Below are 17,948 nucleotides of genomic sequence, written 5' to 3' on the forward strand. Positions count from 1 at the left end.
TTTATTTAAATCCAGGTGTTTATATATGACTGCGGAAGCTCTTAATTTAAATGGAGTTTATGTTAATTTGAATAATATACCTATTCTTGAAGATATAAACCTTTCAGTTAATGAAAATGATTTCATTGCCATAATTGGTCCAAATGGTGGTGGAAAAACTACTCTTTTAAAAGCAGTTTTAGGATTAACTAAATTATATAAAGGAAATATAAAAGTTTTTGGTAAAAATCCAAGTGACGGGCGAAAATTTATCGGTTATCTTCCCCAACATCCTTTTTTTGACCATAGTTTTCCTATTAATGTGTATGATGTAGCTTTAATGGGACGATACAGGGGTTTATTTAAAAATTATGAAAATAGAGATAAAAAAGCTGTTGATAACGCTTTAAATGCTGTAGAAATGTTTGAATTTAAGGATAGGCAGATAAGTGAGTTATCAGGAGGGCAGCTTCAAAGAGTGTTTATTGCAAGAGCCATTGCTAGAGAGCCAAAGTTACTTTTACTTGATGAACCTACTGCAAGTGTTGATCCTGAAATGCAAAGATCTTTTTATGACCTTTTATCATCTCTAAAGGATAAAATGACCATAATACTTATAACCCATGATGTAGGTGTGGTTTCATCCTATGTGGATAAGATTGCATGTCTTAATATGAAATTATTTTATCATGGGCATCCTGAAGACTCTGCAAGCGGGATTGAAGCTGCATATCACTGCCCTATAGAATTAATTGGTCATGGCGTTCCTCATAGGGTGTTTAAAAAGCATTGAATAAAAAATATAATGATTCATGGATGTTTCCAATGTTTGAATTTCTTCAATATGGATTTATGCAAAATGCATTTATTGCCGCTGTTTTAGTCAGTGTAGCTTGCGGAATGGTTGGTACATATGTTGTTGTTAAAAAAATTGTTTCAATTAGTGGTGCAATTTCACATGCAGCTTTTGGCGGTATTGGTTTAGGTTATTTAATTGGAATAAATCCCATTGTCGCTGCTATTCCCTTCAGCCTGTTAACTGCAGTAAGCATTGGATTAATTAATGAAAGGGTTAAAATTAGTGAAGATACTGCTATTGGAATTTTATGGAGTGTTGGAATGGCTTTGGGTGTTATATTTATTAGTTTAAGCCCAGGATACGCTCCAGATCTATTTAGCTATTTATTTGGAAGTATTCTTACAGTTCCCTACTTTGATCTTACACTAATGTTTATTTTAGATCTTATAATTCTGTCTACTATTTTATTATTTCACAAAGAGTTTCTTGCAATCTCCTTTGATGAAGAATTTTCTAAAGTAGTTGGAGTTCCATCAGAAAGCCTGTATATTCTCCTTTTATGTCTTGTTGCCCTTAGTGTAGTTGTACTCATTAAAGTTGTGGGAGTTATACTCGTTATTGCTCTTTTAAGCATTCCTGCAGCCATAAGTAAACAATTTACATATAAAATAAAAAATATAATGGTTTTATCTATAATTTTAGGAATAATACTTACATTTACAGGTTTATGGTTATCTTTCGTGTTTGATTTAGCTTCAGGGGCAACAATAGTAATTGTTTTAGGATTAGCATTTTTAATTTCTATCTTTTTAAAAAAATATTGGTAGCCTCTCCATTACTAATTTGAATATCTGGTTAATATTCCCTTAAGTTCAATTTGTAATTATTGAATTTTGTGATAGTATTCACAAGGGAGGGATTAAAACATTATTTGTATGTGACATTAAGCTATATGTAGGACTAAAAAAGTCCCAGGTGAAAGTTTGGATAATTATCCTTCTTATTAGTTTTTTTATTCTCTCTTTCACCTCCTTTATGCCCTTAAGATATCTATACCCTTCTTTTTAATGATTAGATAATTATCTTGTTTTAATTCTCATTTTATAAAATTCAAATAAATCTATATAAAATAAATTACAAAATAAACAACATGAAGAATAAAATGCTTTTTTCATGTATTTCACTTTTAATTATATTGTCTATCCCTTCAGCTGTATTTGCAGATGTAATAGAACCTGGCACAAAACAGGTTGGTTTAACTTATAAAATTTCCAATATCCAAAATTATCCTGATTATATTTTTTTAGCTCATGGGACCCCAGCACCAGAATATGCATTACTAAATTCCAGTGAATTTAGTTTCTATAAGTTAAGTACCTTCTCAATATATGCTATTAAAAAATCTGATTTTAATGAAAATGAACTGAAGAGTATGGATACTTCAGAGATTGACAATTTCTTCAAAAATGATCCTCGTGTTATAAAATCAAAGATTATGCTTGAAGGGAGTTATGGAACAGTTGGAATGAGTAATCCTCTTGAAAATGCTACAGTAATTCTGGAGATAACCTCTTTAAATGGAAATAATTTAGAAATTAAAAAATCCAAAGTAGTGTATGCATATATTGACGGGTCAACACAAGAAGAAAGTATCAGCGAACAAAATAATTTACCAGAGCCTTCTAAAAACAACATGTCTTTTTGGATCTATCCATTATTCTTTATTCTAATTCCAGTTTTAGCCATCATCGCCATTGTTCTAATTATTATAGCAAGGAAGTATAAATAAAAATTATGATAAATTATTTTTGGGCATGGATTCTTACCATTATTATAGAATTTTTCATTTTATGGCTATTTATTAAAAAACAAACTTTAGAATTACTTCTTTATTCTATACTTATAAATTCACTTACACTTCCTTTAGCCACATACAGCTACCAAAACATACTCAATAACATTTATATCATTGAATTAACAGTTATATTGCTAGAAAGTTTATTAATCATGATCTTACTTCAAATAAAATATAAAAAAGCCTTTTTAATTTCTATTACTGCTAACACTGCTACTGCATTAACTGGTTTTTTGATATTTGCATTAAATTAAAAATAAGATATTAATTGATGTCTTAGCTCCAGGGCGCTAATATCAATATGAAAAATATAGATTCTACAGTAAAATGCAGTGCTCTATGCTGTAAATGATTCATCTTACTGCCTGAAAGCTCATGATATAAATCCACTACCATATGAATTAAAGCTGCCAATATTCCTATTTCAATGGATAAAAATACTACCGAAAGAACCACAAAATGAAACATTGCTTCAAGGAATTCATGAATAATCCAGAGTCTAATGTTAGATGCTACATTTCTTTTGATTATACCTGCAAATACTATGTAAAAATCTGCAAGAAGGCTCCACATTATTTTGCTGTGAATTTCATCACTAATAGCGAGAACCACTGCAATATAAAACCATAACATCTCCATTAATATCACCGTTTTAAAGGAATAAGTTTACTAAATTTTTTTATATAATTTCATTTAAACTACTATTTTTAAAGCTACATTTAAATTATAATTCTGTTATATATATTAATTGAATTACTGAATTTCTTAAGTTTATATAGTCAATTAATTTAACACATACTATATTAATCTTACTTGTTCTTAAATTTATATAGAGGAGACATAAGATGACTAACGATATTCCAAAGGACTATGATCATAAAAAAGAAACCCATTGGCAAAATAAATGGCAAAACGACAACACATACAAGTTCATAGGTGACGGAACAAAACCTAATTACATTATTGATACACCTCCACCATACCCTACAGGCGCTACCCACATGGGACACGTCCTAAATTGGACTTATATTGATATAATTGCAAGATTTAAAAGAATGCAAGATTATGATGTGCTTTTTCCCCAAGGATGGGACTGTCATGGACTTCCTACTGAAGTTAAAGTTGAAGAAACTCATAATATCAAAAAAGGCGATGTTCGACGGGATAAATTTAGGGAAATGTGTGTAGAGCTTACAAGTCAAAATATTAAGCAGATGAAAGCCCAGATGTTATCTCTTGGTTTCTCACAGGACTGGTCACGGGAATTTGTAACCATGACTCCTGAATATATGAAACGTACACAGCTTTCTTTTTTAAAAATGCATGAAGAAGGGCTTATTTACAGGGGAATTCATCCAGTAAACTGGTGTCCAAGATGTGAAACTGCAATAGCCTTTGCAGAAGTAGAGTATCATGAAAATGAAACAAATCTAAATTATTTAGAATTTCCTGCTGAAAATGGTGAAAACAGTGTTTTAATAGCAACCACTCGACCTGAACTTTTATCTGCATGTGTTGCTGTTGTTGTACATCCTGAAGATGAAAGATACAAAGACCTTGCAGGAAAACATATTAAAATACCCTTATTTAACCGTTCAGTTGAAATAATAACAGATACAGAAGTTGATCCTGAATTTGGTACAGGGGCAGTTATGATATGTACCTTTGGAGATAAAACCGATGTTATATGGGTGAACAAGTATGATCTTGATATAATTGAAGCTATTGATGAACAAGGTATAATGCAAGAAGTTTCAGGAAAATATGCTGGTCTTGATATTAAAGAATGCAAAGAAAAAATCATAGCTGACCTTAAAAATGAAGGTTATCTTAAAAAACAGGAAAATATTGAGCAGAATGTTGGTTTATGTTGGAGATGTAAAACTCCAATTGAAATACTGGTTAAAAATCAATGGTTTGTAGCTGTTAAAGAACTGATTGATGATATAAAAGAAGTTTCAGATGAGATAAAATGGACTCCTCAATATATGGAAACAAGACTCCTAAACTGGACAGGTTCCATGGATTGGGATTGGTGTATTTCCCGTCAAAGAATTTTTGCAACCCCCGTTCCTGTCTGGTATTGTAGCGAGTGTGGAAAAGTTAATATAGCAACAATTGATATGTTACCAGTTGATCCAACCCAAGATAAACCGGAAGATAGCTGTGAATGTGGTAATAACGAATTTATTGGAGAAACTGATGTTCTTGATACGTGGATGGACAGTTCAATCAGTCCTCTTTCTATAACTGGCTGGCCAGATGATGAATTTAAAAATTATTATCCTACAGCTTTAAGGCCACAGGGACATGATATATTAAGGACATGGGCATTCTATACTATCCTTAGATGTAAAGCACTTACTGGAAAAAGACCTTTTGATGAAATAGTTGTTAATGGAATGGTTTTTGGTGAAGACGGCCATAAAATGAGTAAATCACGGGGAAATGTTATCTCAACAGAAGCTATTTTAGAAGATTATGGTGCTGATGCCCTTAGGCTATGGGCTGCAAACAGTGTTCCAGGATCAGATGTTCCCTTTGCATGGAAAGATGTAAAATATGGCTATAAATTCATAAGAAAGTTTTGGAACGCATTTAGATTCATTAACATGCACATTGAAGGTTTTAAAACCAGTATGAGTGAAGAAGAAATTCTAAAAAATCTAAATCCTATGGATAAATGGATATTATCCAAATTAAACAGAATAGTTGACGATATAACTGATTCCATCGAGTCTTACAACTTTGCAAATGCTGTAAATAAAATTCAGACATTCATATGGCATGATTTCTGTGATGAGTACATTGAAGCCGTAAAATACCGGCTTTATGGAGATTCTCCTGAACTTAAAAAATCAAAAGAAGCTGCACAGTACACGCTTCAAACAGTTATATTAACTTCGCTAAAGCTTTTAGCTCCACTAACACCGCATTTTACAGATGAAATATACCAATACATGGACGATGCAGATATAAGTATTCATAAAACATCATGGCCTGAATTTAAAGGAGAATTAGTTGATGATGAGACTGAATATATTGGAGAAATTGGTGTAGAATTAATAGGAGAGTTAAGAAGGTTTAAATCGTCTAAAGGAATGTCTCTAAACACTCCACTTAAAACTGTGAATATATACACTTCTAATTCAAATTTAGTGGGCAAAATAGAGTTTTTAGTTTCTGATATTAAAGGTACCATGAGGGTAACTGATTTGAATTTAATGTCTGGAAAACCAGATATTAAAGAAAAAGTCGTTGAAATTATCCCTCAAATGGCAAAAATAGGTCCTGAATTTAAAGGGGATGCTCCAAAAATTGTGAAATATTTACAATCCGGAAATATGGACGATATTGTAGCGACTCTGGATAAAGAAGGAGAAATTTTAGTTGAAGGCTGTAAATTAACATGGAGCCATATTGAAGCTAAAAAAGAAGTTGTGGGTAAGACTGGTGAAAAGGTAGAAGTGATTCATGCCGATAATTTAGATGTTATTATTGAAATAATAGTTTAAAACTTAAAGTGATTCCATGGAGCTTGAAATTCAAAAAACAGAATCAATTGAAGGAGTGATTAAAGCACCTCCTTCAAAAAGTTATACTCACAGAGCAATTATAATCTCATCTCTTGCAGATGGAAAATCCGTATTAAAAGATCCTCTCCTTTCAGAAGACACTCTTGCATCCCTAAAAGCCTGCAATTCATTTGGATGTGATATTAAAGAAAAAGAAAATGATTGTATTGTAAATGGGACAAATGGAATCTTAGAAACACCAGAAGATGTGCTTGATCTTAAAAATTCAGGTACAACACTTAGAATAATGACTACTGTGTCTTCTCTTGCTCCCAATTATGCTGTTTTAACTGGTGACAGTTCTCTTAGAACAAGACCAATGCAGGATTTGCTTGATGCGCTTGAAAATCTGGGAGTTAGAGCATTTTCTCTTAGAGGAAATGGAAAACCTCCGATTTGCATTAAAGGTGGTTTTAAAGGAGGTAAAACTGACATAAAAGGTAATGTTAGTTCTCAGTTTATTTCTTCACTACTTATAGCTGCCCCTTATGCTGAAAATCCTGTGGATATACACGTAAAAGGAGATTTTATTTCCAAACCATATGTTGATATGACCACAGATGTTATGGAAAAGTTTGGAGTTAATCTGGATTATGATAAAAAAAATAATTCATTCCATGTAGAACCTCAAGCCTACAAAGGCAGAAATTATACAATTGAGGGAGATTATTCTTCAGCATCGTACATTATTGGGGCTGCAGCAGCACTTGAATCTAATGTAAGAATTAAAAATCTTTTTAAAGATTCAAAGCAAGGCGATAAACAGATATTAGATATTGTTAAAGATATGGGTGCTGAGGTTAACTTTAAAAAAGATGAAGTAGTAATACGTGGACATGGGAAACTTAATGGTGTTGAAGTGAATCTAGATAATGCACCAGATTTACTACCAACAGTTGCAGCACTTGGAGCAATAGCTGAAGGCATTACCATTATTAAAAACGTGGAACATGCTCGATTTAAAGAAACTGACAGGATTCATACCTGTGCTCTTGAACTTTCAAAGCTTGGAGTCAATGTTAAAGAAAATGAAGACGGGCTTGTTATTAAAGGCGGAGCTACAGGAGGGACTGTTAAATCTCATGGAGATCACAGGTTAGTAATGGCTCTTTCACTTGTTGGACTTAAAGTCGGCAACGTAAGAATAGAAAATGCTTCAGTTTACGATGTATCTTTCCCAAAATTCCCAGAAGGCATGAAGGAACTTGGATGTAAAATTAATCAGATATAACTGCATAAATAATGCAGATACATCTGTAAAATGATAATGCAGGTTGAAAAAAATGATGCAAAAGAAAAAGGGAACAAAAATTGTCATTCTTGGATCCGCAGATTCCGGGAAAACAACCACAATAGAAACTCTCTTAAACCGTAAAAATGAAAAAATAACCAAAATTGAGTGTAAAGGAACAACAGTAGCACTTGATTATGGAAATACAATAATTAACAACCAAAGATTCCATATATTTGCCACTCCTGGTCAAGAAAGATTCCAATTCATGCGTGAAATTCTTTCAAATGGATTAGATGGTGCGATTGTAGTTATAGATAACTCTAAAGGTGTTACAAATACAGATATAAAAATATTAGAAAATTTAAACTCGAGTAACGTTCCTTACGTAGTATTCAGCAACAAACAGGACATAGTACCTGGAAATATTGAATCAGAACATATAAATCAGGATATTCCTGTTGTTCCAACCACTGCAACAACTGGAGAAGGAATTCATGAAGGTTTAGAAGTTCTTTTAGACTTAATGGAAAATTAACTTATAAAAATTTATTTTTTACCAATTTTAATTTATTTAAGATGATAACATGTCTTCAATTATTTTAGGGCCCTCAACAATTGCCAGCCAGTTTTGGTGTGAAATGGCTGTGGATTTAAGGCGTAAATATGGAGAAATTTCCACGCCAGAAAAAGAGAAGGGCAGTGAAATTCACAAAGACCGTTTTCTTGAGGTTTTAGAAGAAATAGTTGTTGATATCAAGACTCCTGGAGATAAGCTTCATTCTAATATTCATAACATCATTGTAGGGCTGGAACTTTACAAAAAAGAAGGTTTAACCCGTGAACTTCCCATAGTTTCCAAATTTAATTCTGCACTTTTAATGGGAATCATTGATGAAGTAAGGGAAATAGAAAAAATTGAAATTCATGATAATAAACGAGTTAAAATTAAAAAAACACAAGTAGTAGAGATGAAAACCCGTAAAAGCCTAAATCCACCATCTCCTCAACAAATAATCCGTGATAAAATGCAGGGAATGATTTACTGGTATGGATTAAACTCCATGATAAATAAAGAGACTGAAATGGGAGATTTCTGGCAAGTATATGGTGTTGATTTAATAGAAAATGATTTTAATGAACTTATTTTAAGCGAAGAATATATGAAAAGCCTTGAAATCCCACAAAATCAATGGAAAACATATGGAACTCTTCTTTCAGTGGGAAATTTAATTAATGAAATGCTAAAAAATGCCAGCAAGTTACCTCCACTATCAGAAACCATTGAAATTAATTATATACATCAAAAAACACTTCAAGAAGTTCACAAAGAAAGATACAGATTTGATGAACGATTTTTTTCACGTGGAATGAAATGGGCACTTGAATATTGGGCAGGGAAACGAGACCCAGTTTCTGTTGGAGATGCAAATAATTGGAAATGCAATTTTTGCAATTATTACACTGTTTGTCCTTCAATACACAAAAAATGGAAAGAAGAAGGGTGATTAAAATTCAAAAGAAGATCAAAGAGATCATGAAAAGATTAGATAAATACGTTGCTCAGCCTGCAAAAAATCCAAATCCGTTTAGAGTGTTGATTACAACTATTTTATCCCAAAGAACACGTGATGAAAATACTGATGAAGCTGCAGCTGCCCTTTTTTCTGTTTATAAAACGCCTGAAGAAATTGCAAATGCTCCCACTGAGGAAATTGAAAAATTAATTAAAAAGGCGGGTTTTTTTAGGGTTAAAGCAAAGAGGGTTAAGGAAGTTTCAAGAATTATTCATGAAGACTATGATGATGTTGTTCCCTGTGATATAAATGAATTATTAGGTCTTCCAGGAGTTGGAAGGAAAACTGCAAACTGTGTTATTGTTTATGGATTTAGAAAAAATGCTATTCCTGTGGATGTGCATGTGCACAGGATTTCAAACCGTTTAGGACTTGTTGATACAAAAAATCCTGATGAAACAGAGTTTGAACTTGCAAAAATTGTTCCTGAATGTTACTGGCTTGATTTAAATGAGAAGTTTGTGCGTTTTGGGCAGGATATTTGCAGGCCAATTGGGCCAAAGCATGAGGAATGCCCCATAGCTGATTTATGTGATTGCTACAACCTTTTAGAAAAGCCAACGAAACTCCGTTTCGCGGCGCCAAAATCATAAATTTTGAGCGGTTGATCAAAACTCCCTTTATCAGTTAATTAGTGCAGTTAAAAAATGAGTTATGTGATTGCTTTTAACATTTACCTCGCTCCATACTCTATGTTTATATATATTAAACTAATACAATAATGATAGACATAATTTTGGTGATAAAGGGAATTTTTAAATGAAAAATATTGTAAAATATATTTAATAAATTTATAATACAATTAAAGTAAAATTTCATATAAAAGACCTTGTTTTTGTTTTAATATATAAGCTTTTCCTATTAACTCAAATGGAAAAGTATTAAAGGATGATTAGTGATAATAGCGATTGTAATACAGAAATTTGAACTGAGTATATGACACAAAAAAAAGTAATACATAGGTGATTTTGTATGAAACAAGAATTTAAAAAAATATTGGATCATCCAATAGATAGGAGAACATTCCTGAAGGCTGTGGGTGCAGGGACCGTGGCAACACTATTTGGTGGACAAGCAACCATGGAAGAAGTCTTTGCGGCTTCTCCAAAAGTAGGAATAGTCCAACTTGGAACCTGTGCAGGATGTCAGGTTTCTTTAACAGAATTTGGAATGGATATAAGGAATATTAGCTCTTCAAACCCAACTATTGCCGATATACTACCAACAATAGATATAAAATATGCACCACTTCTAGTAGATGTTCTTGCTGAATCATTTGAGAATATTAGCTCCCTTGATATTTGTATAATTGAGGGTATTGCAGGCCCCACAGTTGAGTCTTCAGAACTTCTGGATCACGCCAGATCGATATCAACTAAGGTTGTTGCACTAGGAGATTGTGCATCCTACGGCGGAGTCCCTGGTTTGAATTCAAGAAAAGGTCTTTTAGATCTTCATCCTATAAACGAAGTAATTTCAGTAGATGCATACATCAGAGGATGTCCACCACAACCAGAACAAATATGGTACATGGTAACTGGTGGAGCTATTGGCGAAGCCATAAAACCTGGAAGAGTATGTGATCCATGTATCTATGATCCTGAAGGCCCTCAAGCAAGTGAGCTAGGCCAGCCCGGATGTAAAAAACATCTTGGATGCCAGGGTCACGATAGTCCATGGCAATGTGGAGCTACAAGAAGCACTGGTGGAAAAGCACCATGTACACTGGTTGATGATATTTGTATAGGATGTTACAGAGACCAGTACCCAGTAACACCATATTATGTTAAAGGTCAAGTACAAATGAGAAATCAATATGGAGCTGGAAACCAAACCCCTAGTGGAAATACAACAAACGCAACCACAAATGCAACACTAAATAAAACAGGAATGATGGGTAAGTAGGTGATTTAAATGGCAGTTGAAATAAAACCCGTAACTAGAATTGAAGGCGATGGAAAACTTGAATTAGAAACCTACTTGGACGAAGCTGGAAAATTAAAAGTAAAAAATCTTTTAACACCTAATGACGGAACTTTAAATTTACCAACAGATAATGCTGCAAGGTATCCAAAGTTCTGTGTCACAGAATTTAGAGGATTTGAGAAATTTGCAGTTGGAGAACAGCCAGACACTGTTACAAAACTAGTTCCAAGGATATGTGGTGTTTGCCCCGTGCCTCACAACATGGCAAGCACATGTGCAGTTGAGGCCGCTTATGGCACAAAAATAGTTAACAATGCAAAGACAGTAAGAAGATTCATGCTTGCAGTTCATACAGTACACAGTCATCTACTGCACTTCTTTGTACTTGCTGGAAAGGACATTCTACCACAGAGCATAATAGATCAAGAACTTCCTAACATAATAAGTGCCCACAACAAGGCACAGGCTTGTGTAGCAGTATTTGGAGGAAAACCTGTTCACCCTGCATCATGTATTCCTGGAGGACAGACAAAAGTTCCAAACAGTACAGAAATTGGACAGATCAGAGCACGAATGCAAGAAATACAAAGTTATGCAACTTCTCTTTTAGGTGCATTAAAGGGTGCTCTATTAAATCTACCAAACGACTTTGGTGTAAGACCTAGTAACTACTTGAGTTCTGGTGTTCCTTTCTATAGTGGTGTTTCTGGATCATTTTCATACTTTGGAACATCAGGAGGAGTTGTAATCAGAAATCCTTCAAATCCAACTGACTTTAACTCAGCCACCATAGTTCCATTTAACCCAGCAAATGTGAAAGAAGAAATCATAACCCCCTACGGAAGCGTTATAAACCTTCCAACAAACTACAGCTACACCAAAAGACCATACTACACCCACAACGGCGTAAACTATGTATGTGAAGTAGGACCTCTTGCAAGACTCGCAGTAGCATACAAGGCTGGTGACAGCGTTGTAAAATCTACCGTAGACAGCATCGCAAGTAGTTGGGGTGTTGGTGCAAACGACATATTATCTCCCTCAACAAGAAACAGGCACATAACCCGGCTTATAGAAACCGTGATAATGATTGACAGAATTCTAAATGGCGGTTGGTCAAACATAGCTCAGGTAGACAGTTACTCACCTCCAAACGAGAAAGCAGGAACTGGTATGGGCATAGTTGAAGCACCTCGTGGAACACTAATACACAGCATACAAGTAGGATCTGATTTAAAGACTGCATCATACGACTGTATGGTACCGACTACAGCAAACACAGGAGCTATGGAAGAAGCTGTAGCAGACGATCTCGTGGAGATAAGACCAGAAACAATAGAATTGCTAGGGCGTGAACCAACAGAAGACGAAAAACTACTTTTAGGAGATGCAAGCCGAAGCATAAGAGGATTTGATCCATGTTGTTCATGTTCCTCCCACATGATAGAAATTAAAAACCCAGATGGCACTAAAAAACGCCATCTATAACTTATTTTTTTGTGGGAAAATGATATGCATAGTTGGCTTTGGAAATTTATTGCTTGGAGATGATGGAGTAGGAATAAGAATAATCCAAAGACTTAAAATGATGAACCTTCCAAATTATGTGGATATAATAGATGCTGGAGCTTATGGGGCAATCCTATTCAGCCTAATTGAAAAATATGACAAAATAATTGTGGTGGACGCTGTTAGATCCAATCATGAAATTGAAAGAATCATTTTAATGAAGGCATCTGAGATAATGAAAACAAATGAAAAATATTACTTTTCTGGACATGATTTAAATCTGTTAGATATATTTTCAATGATAGAATCTGTCTATTCAGACAATCTATTGGATAAAATATGTATCATTGGCGTTAGAATCCAAAAAATTGAAGAATCATTAGAACTTTCAGAAAAAATTATAAAAAGCATGGAAAAAACTGTGAATTTAATTACAACTAACTTCCTAAATGAGGGTGATGAAATATGGAAGAACCACTGATTACGCATTTCGACGAACTGAGAAGTAGATTAATAAGAATTGCTATTGTAATTATTGCAATATCTGCTGTTACGTTCCCATTTGCCAATCAAATTCTTATTAGAATTCAAAATGATTTACTACCTGAAGGAATGCGTTTGATTGTAATAGGCCCCTTAGAAGCCATATGGGCACAAATAGAAGTATGTATGCTTGTTGCATTTGTAATTGCCCTTCCATACATTATCTATGAAACTATGAAATTCTTAAAACCAGCTCTTAAAGGTTCTGAGAATTCTTTTTTAATTAAAACAATACCTCCCGCATTGATACTTTTTGGAATTGGAGCTATATTTACTTACAAAATTGTGCTTGTAGTAACACTTAAATTTCTTATTGGCTATGCAACATCCTCCGGTGTTATACCTCTTTTAAGTTTAGGAGATTTCATATCATTTGTACTCCTAATGATTTTGGTATTTGGGCTACTCTTTGAATTACCACTTGCCTGTTGTGCTCTTGCATCCCTTGATTTAATCTATTCTGATACCCTTACAGGTAACAGAAAAGGAGCTTACGTTGGTATTTTGATTATCGCAGGAATTTTAACACCAGACCCCACACCGTTTACTCAGCTTATTGTCACATTACCAATGATCATTCTCTTTGAAATAAGTGTTCTTTTGATTAAATACATGCACAGAGATAAGAAAATGGAGGTTACAAATGATGCATCCGTTGGTTAAGGAGGTGAAAAAATGATTGGTGGACTTGGAATGCCAGAACTTTTAATAATCCTTTTTGTGATCCTGCTCCTTTTTGGTTCAAAGAAACTTCCAGAACTTGCAAAAGGAATGGGTAAAGCTTTTGGAGAGTTTAAAAGAACTCAACGTGAGTCAGAGTTTAAAATAAAAGAAGAACCAAAAGAAGCAGAAGTAATAGAGAAAAAAGAGGAAATAAAAACTGAATCTAAAGAAGAAACAGTGCAAACAACTAAAACAGCTGAAAAATCAGAAACAAAAGCATGAATAATAGGATACTCTTTAATGAACGTTTAAACGATTCATTAGTTTGCCTATAATCTCATAGGATACTCTTTAATGAACGTTTAAACGATTCATTAGTTTGCCTATATAATTTTTTAGTATATGTAATATTTATATAACTTAATGCCCTTAAATGGAGGTTAAAAAAATGAAGAAAGAATACCTAATCTTAATTTCACTTTGTTTGGCCATTATTGCATTGGCTGCATCTTTATATGGGCTTTCTAAAACCCCAAACATTTCTACAAGCCCAATAACGTCATGGAATTCACAAATTATGTCTCCACAAATCAGTGCCACGTCATTTGTGGATCCTTCAGCCAGAATAATCGGAGACGTGACTATTGGAAGTAACGTTTTCATTGGACCATTCGCATCAGTGCGTGGCGATGAAGGATCACCTATTTACATTGGTGATGGTTCAAACATCCAAGATGGTGTGATTATACATGGTCTTAAAGACCCTCGAGTAACTGTTGGGGGTAAAAATTATTCTGTCTATGTTGGAAAAGAAGTTTCAATGGCACATGGCAGTATAATTCACGGTCCTGTCTTTATTGACGACAAAAGTTTTATTGGCTTCGGTGCAGTGATATTCAAAGCAACCATAGGTAAAAATTGTGTTATACTACACAATGCTGTGGTGACAAATAATGTAAAAATAGCCGATGGTAAATATGTACCAGCAGGTGCAATAATCGACGACCAAGCAAAAGCAGATGCACTAACAGAAGTTCCAGAAACTCTCAAAGAGCTACCTCCAGACGTAGTGAAAGTCAATAAAGAACTGACAAATACATACAAACGCTAATGGGATATTAACTCAGTTTAACATGTTCCCCCCATTATTTTTTTAATGATAAATGAGTTAATAATATCCCATTAGTTTTTTTGTTTTTTTATTTTTTTGGGCATGATGATCTTATTTTAATGACTTTAAAAGTGGATAAACTTCGCAAATACTGGACTTGATAATAAAAGTTCTAAAATATCTTAAATATATTCTCCAAAAAAGCCCAACATAAAGATTAAAAAAAGGGGATTTAAAAATTATTAATTAAATAAGACTTTTTTTTATAACAAATGAATTTAAAGCATTTTATAACTGATAGTATTTGCTTAAACAGTAAATAATACCCTAATAATATGTGTTTCCATAATCTAAACTTTAAATAAATAACTAATAAAAAAATGAATCTCAAAATTCAAGATACAATATTACTAAATTCAGTATCCTTACTTAAATTTGTTAGATATATATACATTAAACAATTAATAATATGACTAGAATCTGAATAATATCATAATCCAAAATAAATAATATTTGGATTTCTATTTACATATAATAATTTCCATTATTAAATAATAAGTTATATATTTTTTCAAAAAAAATAGTGTTAGCAGCCATGATTTTGGTTTTGTTATTATGCAGTATAAAAAAAAGAAAGAAAATCAAGATGTAGATAGATCTAAGAAATCAGAATACATCTTTGTAGAACCTGATAATTTCAATGAAAAAATACATTTAAAGGAGATTTTTAAAGAATCTGAAGAGGGATATAAGTTTCCCATTAATAATTCTAAAGTTCCAATAAACATCTTCTCTGAAGATATGAAGATTTTGGATGTAAATAAAAGGCTAATTCAACTTTCAGGATATTCTAAAAAAGAGCTTTTATCCATGAAATTGAAAGATATATACCCTGAATCGGCTGAAATCTTGAGTAAAGGAATAAAAAAGATAATTGAAGCTAAAATATTTCCTATTTTAGAAGTTAATTTACATACTAAAAAGGGGAAGATTATACCTGTTGAAATAGTTGTCACTGAACTTAAAAATTATGGTCCAAAAAGTGTTTTCCAAGGTACTGTGAGAGATAATGATGCACTTATGCAAATAGAAAAAGCTTTAACTGATATTGAAAAAAGTTTTAGAACATTAGCTGAGACTTCCTTTGATATTATCATGCTTTTTGATCGAGAATGCAGAAATCTTTATGTGAATCCAACAATTGAAAAGCTAAGTGGTATTCCTCCAGAGGATTTTATTGGCAAAAAGTTTGTACAACTTGGTTTATCTGATGATTTAGTTAAACTGTATAAAGAGACTGTTTATAAAGTTTTTGAAACCAAAACCAATGATCTTATTGAATTAAAACTTCCTAAAGGTACTTGGATAGATGCTTTTTTAGTACCTGAATTTGATGAAAAAGGTGAAGTAAAGTTTGTTATAATTACTGCACGAGATATCACTGAACGTAAGCATGCAGAGGAGAGCTTAAGGGAAAGTGAAAATAAGTATCGTGGACTTGTCAATAGTAGTGTTGATGCTGTGATATCTGTTGACATGCAAATGAGGATCACTATGTGGAATCCTGCAGCAGAGAGATTATTTGGTTATAATGAAAAAGAAATACTTGGAAAAAGCTTAATGACAATTGTTCCAAAAAGCTATAAAAAAGAAAAAGAAGAAGGATTTGATGAATATAGGAAAACTGGTGCAAGTTTTGTTATAGGAAAGACTGTAGAACTTGAAGGACTAAGAAAAGACGGAATCAAAATACCTATAGAGCTTTCAATTTCGTCAACAAGAGTGGGAGAAACAGAAATTCCTACTGCAATTATTAGAAACATCACTGAACGTAAAATGGCCGAAAAAGCTATTAAGGAGAGTGAAGAATATCAAAGAACCATTTTTTCTTCAGTCCACACTGGTATTATTGTAGTTGATGAGAAAACCCATGAAATACTTGATGTTAATCAAGTAGCAGCCGATCTCATAGGTGTTTCAAAGAAAAAAATTATGGGGAATATATGTCACAGATACATATGCCCTGCTGACGAAGGTAAATGCCCCATCAGCGACCTTGATCAAGTTGTAGATAATTCTGAACGTGTTCTTTTAGATGTTAAAGGCAATGAAATACCCATATTAAAAACTGTGATTCCAATAAAATTAGCAGGGCGCGAATGCCTTCTTGAAAGTTTTATTGATATGACTGAACGTAAAAAAATGGAAAACGCCTTAAAACATAGCGAAGAAAGTTTCAGGGCTTTATCCGATGATTCAATTGACCTTATCATACGTCATGATAGAGAGCACAGACACCTTTATGTAAATCCCATTGTTGAAAAGTTTACAGGTATTATGCCAGAGGACTTTATAGGTAAAACACTTTATGAAATGAAATTTCCAAAGGATTTAGTGGAATTGTGGGAGAAAGCTATTGACAAAGTATTCAAAACAAAAAAAAATAACCACATTGAATTCGAACTCCCGAAAGGTATATGGATAGATGCATTGTTAGTGCCGGAATTTGATGAGAAAGGTGATGTAAATATTGTTTTAACTTCAGCACGTGACACTACTGAACGTAAAAAGATGGAAACCACCTTGTCACGGGAAGTTTCAATTAACAATGCTCTGGCTAAATTATCAAGAAATCTCCTGTCTCAAGCCTCAATTGATGATATTTCATATCTTGTTTTAGAACATGCCAAAGATCTAACCCAAAGCCAATATGGTTTTGTTGGATATATAAATCCTAAAACAGGTTATCTAATGGTTCCTACCCTTAAACGAGATTTCCGGAAAGAATTCAAAAAAAAAGATAAAGAAACAATTTTTAAGGAATTTAAGGGATTGTGGGGTTGGGTGTTGAATAACAAAGAGTCAATCCTCACAAACGATCCAGCCTGGGATCCAAGATCAACTGGAACCCCTGATGACCATATCGCAATCAACAATTTTGTATCCGCTCCTGCGATGATAGAGGATAAATTAGTAGGTCAAATTGCTTTAGCTAATGCAGATCATGATTATACTAAAAAAGATCTAGAATTGGTAGAACGTTTAACAGATCTCTATGCTATTGCTATTAATCGTCAATTATTAGAAGAAAAAATTCGTGGAAGTGAAGAAAAACATAGAAAAATAGTTGAAAAATTTTTAGAAACTGTTTCAGAGGATTGAGCAAAACCAAAAATCTAA

17 protein-coding genes are annotated in these 17,948 nt (G+C 33.2%); 16 read left to right on the top strand and 1 reads right to left on the bottom strand.

The annotated features are described in order from the left end of the window. Positions 1–25: 25 nt before the first annotated feature. The 4 genes from HZC47_08285 to HZC47_08300 all read left to right on the top strand — a co-directional run bounded on the left by HZC47_08285 (position 26) and on the right by HZC47_08300 (position 2,887). Positions 26–772, top strand: coding sequence for an ABC transporter ATP-binding protein (locus tag HZC47_08285; GenBank protein ID MBI5680875.1), 747 nt, complete (start codon positions 26–28; stop codon positions 770–772). A gap of 32 nt (positions 773–804) precedes the next feature. Next, a complete protein-coding gene (locus HZC47_08290; GenBank protein MBI5680876.1) occupies positions 805–1,605 on the top strand; it encodes a metal ABC transporter permease in 801 nt (266 codons plus the stop codon). A 335-nt stretch (positions 1,606–1,940) separates the two neighbouring features. Then, positions 1,941–2,567 carry a hypothetical protein gene (locus HZC47_08295; GenBank protein ID MBI5680877.1) on the top strand — a complete coding sequence of 209 codons (627 nt, stop codon included), beginning with the start codon at positions 1,941–1,943 and terminating at the stop codon, positions 2,565–2,567. A gap of 5 nt (positions 2,568–2,572) precedes the next feature. Continuing rightward, positions 2,573–2,887 (top strand): hypothetical protein, encoded by a 315-nt coding sequence (locus HZC47_08300; protein MBI5680878.1) that lies wholly within the window; start codon positions 2,573–2,575, stop codon positions 2,885–2,887. Between the two features lie 22 nt (positions 2,888–2,909). Here HZC47_08300 and HZC47_08305 read toward each other — a convergent pair whose 3' ends face one another. After that, complete coding sequence (locus HZC47_08305) at positions 2,910–3,272, bottom strand: hypothetical protein (protein ID MBI5680879.1); 363 nt, start codon at positions 3,270–3,272, stop codon at positions 2,910–2,912. 206 nt (positions 3,273–3,478) lie between these two features. Between HZC47_08305 and HZC47_08310 the strand changes: the two genes are divergently transcribed. The 12 genes from HZC47_08310 (at position 3,479) to HZC47_08365 (ending at position 17,930) form a co-directional block, all read left to right on the top strand. After that, positions 3,479–6,148, top strand: a complete 2,670-nt coding sequence (locus tag HZC47_08310; protein MBI5680880.1) for a valine--tRNA ligase — start codon at positions 3,479–3,481, stop codon at positions 6,146–6,148. 16 nt (positions 6,149–6,164) lie between these two features. Next, complete coding sequence (gene aroA / locus HZC47_08315; GenBank protein MBI5680881.1) at positions 6,165–7,439, top strand: 3-phosphoshikimate 1-carboxyvinyltransferase; 1,275 nt, start codon at positions 6,165–6,167, stop codon at positions 7,437–7,439. A 55-nt stretch (positions 7,440–7,494) separates the two neighbouring features. Beyond that, complete coding sequence (locus tag HZC47_08320; GenBank protein MBI5680882.1) at positions 7,495–7,977, top strand: GTP-binding protein; 483 nt, start codon at positions 7,495–7,497, stop codon at positions 7,975–7,977. A gap of 49 nt (positions 7,978–8,026) precedes the next feature. After that, complete coding sequence (locus HZC47_08325; protein ID MBI5680883.1) at positions 8,027–8,947, top strand: hypothetical protein; 921 nt, start codon at positions 8,027–8,029, stop codon at positions 8,945–8,947. Continuing rightward, positions 8,929–9,609: an endonuclease III gene (locus HZC47_08330; protein ID MBI5680884.1), complete on the top strand. Its 681-nt coding sequence runs from the start codon at positions 8,929–8,931 to the stop codon at positions 9,607–9,609. Before HZC47_08325 ends, HZC47_08330 begins: the two co-directional genes overlap by 19 nt. Positions 9,610–9,988: 379 nt before the next feature. Continuing rightward, complete coding sequence (locus tag HZC47_08335; protein MBI5680885.1) at positions 9,989–10,921, top strand: twin-arginine translocation signal domain-containing protein; 933 nt, start codon at positions 9,989–9,991, stop codon at positions 10,919–10,921. Between the two features lie 9 nt (positions 10,922–10,930). After that, the gene (locus tag HZC47_08340) at positions 10,931–12,430 is read left to right on the top strand and encodes a nickel-dependent hydrogenase large subunit (protein ID MBI5680886.1); all 1,500 of its coding nucleotides are present in this window, start codon (positions 10,931–10,933) and stop codon (positions 12,428–12,430) included. Positions 12,431–12,449: 19 nt separating this feature from the next. Further along, positions 12,450–12,932 (top strand): hydrogenase maturation protease, encoded by a 483-nt coding sequence (locus tag HZC47_08345; protein MBI5680887.1) that lies wholly within the window; start codon positions 12,450–12,452, stop codon positions 12,930–12,932. Next, complete coding sequence (gene tatC / locus HZC47_08350; GenBank protein ID MBI5680888.1) at positions 12,917–13,657, top strand: twin-arginine translocase subunit TatC; 741 nt, start codon at positions 12,917–12,919, stop codon at positions 13,655–13,657. The genes HZC47_08345 and tatC overlap by 16 nt, the downstream gene beginning before the upstream one ends. A 12-nt stretch (positions 13,658–13,669) precedes the next feature. Further along, positions 13,670–13,939 carry a twin-arginine translocase TatA/TatE family subunit gene (tatA, locus tag HZC47_08355; protein MBI5680889.1) on the top strand — a complete coding sequence of 90 codons (270 nt, stop codon included), beginning with the start codon at positions 13,670–13,672 and terminating at the stop codon, positions 13,937–13,939. Between the two features lie 166 nt (positions 13,940–14,105). Continuing rightward, complete coding sequence (locus HZC47_08360) at positions 14,106–14,768, top strand: carbonate dehydratase (protein MBI5680890.1); 663 nt, start codon at positions 14,106–14,108, stop codon at positions 14,766–14,768. Positions 14,769–15,383: 615 nt separating this feature from the next. Beyond that, positions 15,384–17,930 (top strand): PAS domain S-box protein, encoded by a 2,547-nt coding sequence (locus HZC47_08365; GenBank protein ID MBI5680891.1) that lies wholly within the window; start codon positions 15,384–15,386, stop codon positions 17,928–17,930. The last annotated feature ends 18 nt before the right edge of the window (positions 17,931–17,948 follow it).

Origin of the sequence: Methanobacterium sp. (assembly GCA_016222945.1) — an archaeon.
GTDB lineage: Archaea > Methanobacteriota > Methanobacteria > Methanobacteriales > Methanobacteriaceae > Methanobacterium_D.